Source organism: Streptomyces sp. 150FB (assembly GCF_000818195.1).
Classification (GTDB): Bacteria; Actinomycetota; Actinomycetes; order Streptomycetales; family Streptomycetaceae; genus Streptomyces.
This window is the reverse complement of record NZ_JTHL01000001.1, coordinates 2440279-2444497: the sequence shown is the minus strand read 5'-3', so window position 1 is coordinate 2444497 and position 4219 is coordinate 2440279. Positions and strand designations below refer to the sequence as shown.

General features: G+C 73.5%; 4 protein-coding genes. All 4 read right to left on the bottom strand.

What is annotated here, in order from left to right:
• Positions 1–217 precede the first annotated feature (217 nt).
• The 4 genes from QR77_RS10200 to QR77_RS49770 are packed head-to-tail and all read right to left on the bottom strand — an operon-like array spanning position 218 to position 4141.
• The gene (locus QR77_RS10200) at positions 218–1105 is read right to left on the bottom strand and encodes an ECF transporter S component (RefSeq protein ID WP_078876589.1); all 888 of its coding nucleotides are present in this window, start codon (positions 1103–1105) and stop codon (positions 218–220) included.
• Complete coding sequence (locus tag QR77_RS10195; protein WP_040021123.1) at positions 1102–2880, bottom strand: ABC transporter ATP-binding protein; 1779 nt, start codon at positions 2878–2880, stop codon at positions 1102–1104. The genes QR77_RS10200 and QR77_RS10195 overlap by 4 nt, the downstream gene beginning before the upstream one ends.
• Positions 2877–4091, bottom strand: coding sequence for an energy-coupling factor transporter transmembrane protein EcfT (locus tag QR77_RS10190; protein ID WP_236710594.1), 1215 nt, complete (start codon positions 4089–4091; stop codon positions 2877–2879). Before QR77_RS10190 ends, QR77_RS10195 begins: the two co-directional genes overlap by 4 nt.
• Positions 4088–4141: a hypothetical protein gene (locus QR77_RS49770; protein WP_269084356.1), complete on the bottom strand. Its 54-nt coding sequence runs from the start codon at positions 4139–4141 to the stop codon at positions 4088–4090. The genes QR77_RS10190 and QR77_RS49770 overlap by 4 nt, the downstream gene beginning before the upstream one ends.
• Between the last annotated feature and the right edge of the window lie 78 nt (positions 4142–4219).

Here is a 4219-nt window from a genome sequence, read left to right as displayed (position 1 = left end):
CCCACCGCTGTCTCGCGTCTGTCGGCGCTCACCACATCCGCCCCGCCAACCCTCCCCGTCACCCCAGCCAGCAGCTCGCCGCCAAGCCGAGCGGCATTGGGCAGCGATCCCTTCGTGCGCCCCCCCCGCAGGGCAACCAGTCCGCAGACGGGAGCAAACGTGCAGGACACGAAAGGGCCCCCCGGGCCCGGTCGCTTACCTGCTTACCTGCCCCCTGCTACCCATCGCCCCCGCCGTCCCCGAAAGTAGCCTCCGCGTCGAAAGCCGCCCTTCTGGTCGCTCTGCGCAGTGCCTTCAGTACCGTCGCGCCGATCGTCAGGGTCAGGACGACCGTCAGTGCCGCTCGTCCCAGGTCCCAGCCGAAGGAGGTCGCCGCGCAGTAGGCGAGGAAGCGGGTCAGGTTCTCCTGTAGCGGGTCGCCTCCGTGGAAGGAGATACCGGACGACAGGCCGCCGATGTACGTCCAGCCCTGGAGGTTCATGATCGTGCCGTAGGCGAGTGCCGCGCAGGCGCCGTACAGCGCCAGCATCAGCAACTCGCCGCGTCCGCGCAGTCGGTCGGGGCCGGGCAGCAGGCCCGCGCCCATGGTGAACCAGCCCATCGACAGCATCTGGAACGGCATCCACGGCCCGACGCCGCCGGTCAGCAGCGCCGAGGCGAACATCGTGACCGAGCCCAGTACGAAGCCGAAGCCGGGCCCGAGGACCCGTCCGCTCAGGACCATCAGGAAGAACATCGGCTCCAGCCCCGCCGTGCCCGCCCCCAGGGGCCGCAGCGCGGCCCCTACGGCGGCGAGCACCCCCAGCATCGCGACCGCCTTGGCGTCGAGCCCCGAGTCGGCGATCGTCGCCACGACGACCGCCACCAGCAGCGGCAGCAGGGCCGCGAAGAGCCAGGGCGCGTCCTGCGAGTGGGCGAGCCCGGAGGAGGAGTCGGCCAGCAGCGGCCAGCCGAAGGCGACCACCCCGGTCGCGCTGACCAGGGCGAGCGCGGCGATCGACCGGGGGCCGAGTCGTACGGCGCGCGCCTGCCGGGCGGGGGTCTCTCGGGCCTCGGCCGGTTCGGCCGGTTCGGTTACCGGTGCTGTTACGGGGTTCCCGCTCATGCCTCGTCCTCCTCCCCTGCATCTACCCCGGTCGTCAACGCACGCCGTACCTGACCAACCGTCAGCCAGCCTTGCGGCGCCAGGACTTTGGCCACTTGCGGCGCGAACGCGGGCGAGGACAGGACCACTTCGGCTGTCGGGCCGTCCGCGACGATCTCGCCGTCCGCCAGGATCACCACCCGGTGTGCCAGTTCGGCCGCCAACTCGACGTCATGAGTGGCGAGTACGATCGCGTGCCCGGCGGCCGTCAGCGTGCGCAGCACCCCCACCAGCCGTCCTTTCGCCGCGTAGTCCAGGCCGCGCGTCGGCTCGTCGAGCAGCACCAGCGGAGGCCGTCCCGTCAGCACGACGGCAAGTGCCAGTGCCAGCCGCTGCCCCTCCGACAGGTCGCGCGGGTGCATGGTGTCGGGTACGTCCGGCAGTAGCTCGGCCACCAGCGCCCGGCAACTCCCGGGCGCCGCGCCCGCGTCGCTGTCCGCTGCCGCGCACTCGGCGGCGACCGTGTCCGCGTACAGGAGGTCGCGCGGCTCCTGCGGTACGAGACCGACCTGACGGATCAGTTCGCGCGGCTGCGTGCGGTGCGGGGTCCGGCCGTTGACGAGGACCGTGCCCGAGGCCGGCTCGACCATGCCTACCAGGGCGCTCAGGAGCGTGGACTTGCCGGCGCCGTTGCGCCCCATCAACGCGACGGCTTCGCCCGGCGCCACGGTGAGCGACAGGCCGCGCAGCGCCTCGATCCTGCCGTGCCGTACGCCGAGGCCGGTGACGACGGCGACAGCGGTGGAGCCGGGGCCCGCCCGGTCAGCCGTCGTGGCCGGGGTCCCGTGGTGGCGGCGCCGGTGCAGCAGCCTGTCGAGTCCCGTGCGCGCGGGGGCGGGTGCCTCCGGTACGGCTTCTGTTGTCGAGTCTGTTGTCGGGCCCGTGGCGGTCCGCGCTGCCTCAACCAGCGGCGGCTCCAGGCCCGCCAGCCGTTCCCGCAGCCCCGCCGCCGCGCGTCTCGCGTCCCGTACCGAGAGCGGCAGGGGGTCCCAGCCCGCCAACCGGCCGAGCGCCACCACCGGTGGGTGGACCGGCGACATCGCCATGACCCGCTCGGGCTCCCCGACGACCGGCGCCTGCCCCGGGCCCGGGAGCAGGATGGCCTGGTCCGCGTACTGGACCACGCGCTCCAGCCGGTGCTCCGCCAGCAGTACGGTCGTTCCGAGGTCGTGCACCAGCCGTTGCAGCACGGCGAGCACCTCCTCGGCGGCTGCCGGGTCGAGCGCCGAGGTCGGTTCGTCGAGGACAAGCACCTTGGGGTGTGTGGTCAGTACGGAGCCGATCGCTACCCGCTGTTGCTGGCCGCCGGAGAGCGTGGCGATCGGACGGTCGCGCAGCTCGGCCAGGCCCAGCAGGTCGAGGGTCTCCTCGACGCGGCGTCGCATCACATCCGGGGCCAGGCCCAACGACTCCATTCCGTAGGCGAGTTCGTCCTCGACCGTGTCGGTGACGAAGTGGGCGAGCGGATCCTGTCCCACCGTGCCGACGACATCGGCGAGTTCGCGTGGCTTCTGGGTACGGGTGTCGCGTCCGTCGACCGTGACCCGGCCGCGCAGCCTGCCTCCGGTGAAGTGCGGGACCAGGCCGGAGACCGTGCCGAGGAGCGTCGACTTGCCGACTCCCGATGGGCCGATCAGGAGTACCAACTCGCCCTCGGGCACGGTGAGTTCGATGTCGCTGATGGCCGGCGCCGGGGCGCCGTCGTAGGTCACCGACACCTGCTCGAAGCGGATCACGGCGTTCCCTCCTTGGGCGCGGGCGGCGCGGGCGGCGCGGGCGGCACGGGTGCGACGAACGCCGGCAGCAGACCGATCAGCGTTCCCGCAGCCGGCCACAGCGGCAGCGTCGGCGCCACCAGGGGTACGACTCCGGGGTGCAGCGCGGCCGGGTCGTACGAACCGGCCCAGATCATCGCCCCGGCCACGGCCGCGCCCGATCCTGCGACCAGCCAGGCCCTGGTGCCCCAGCGGTCGGGGCGGTAGCGCGTACGGACGGAGCGCCGGCCGCCGAGCCGCAGTCCGGCCAGCGCGGCGACGAGACCCCCGGCCAGCAGGGGCAGGCCGTACCCCGCGCCCTGCGCGGCGAGCAGCCCGTACGATCCGCCGCACACGCCGAGCAGTCCGCCGAGCGTCAGCACCGTCGTGGTGTGACGCACGGCGGGCGGTACCTGGGCCGTACGGCCGTAGCCGCGAGCGTCCATCGAGGCGGCGACCGCCACCGACCGTTCCAACGCGCCTTCGAGGACCGGCAGTCCGATCTGGAGCACGGCCCGCACCCCGCCGGTCGGCCGTCCGCGCAGCCTCCGGGCCGTACGCAGCCGGACCACATCGGCGACCATGTTCGGCGCGAAGGTCATCGCGACGACGACCGCGACTCCGACCTCGTACAGCGCGCCCGGAAGGGACTTGAGCAGCCGGGCAGGGTTGGCGAGCGCGTTCGCCGCGCCCACGCAGATCAGCAGGGTGGCGAGCTTCGCACCGTCGTACGCGGCGAAGACGAGCTGCTCGGCAGTCACCCGGCCGCCGATCCTGATCCCCGCCGCCCAGTCGGGCAGGGGCACGTGGGGGAGGCCGAACAGCGTGTGGGAGCCGGGGATCGGGGAGCCGAGGACCACCGAGAACAGCAGCCTGATGACAACAACGGCCAGCCCCAACTTGACGAAGGCGCCGTACGAGCGGGCCCAGGGCGCGTCGGTACGGCGGGCGGCCACCACATAACCGGCCACCCCCACGAGCAGCCCCAGCAGCAGCGGGTCGGTGGTCCGGGAAGCGGCCGTGGCGAGCCCGAGCGCCCAGATCCACCAGGCCCCGGCGTGCAGGGAGTTGCTACGGGTCGCCGCCGGGGCGCGCAGTGCGGCGGACGCGCGGGAGGAAGGAGGAGGGGAAGGGGAAGGGGTGGCAGAGGAAGAAGAGGCGGAGGACGGCGCCGGCGACCGGGTGTCGCTCATCCGCGTCTGCGGCGGGCCTGCCAGAACCCGGCCGCGCCGAGGACCAGCACGGCGGCGGCCCCGGCGATGAGGCCCACGGACGGTCCTCCGCCGCCCGATCCGCCGTCGTTCGCGGCCTGCGCCGGTGC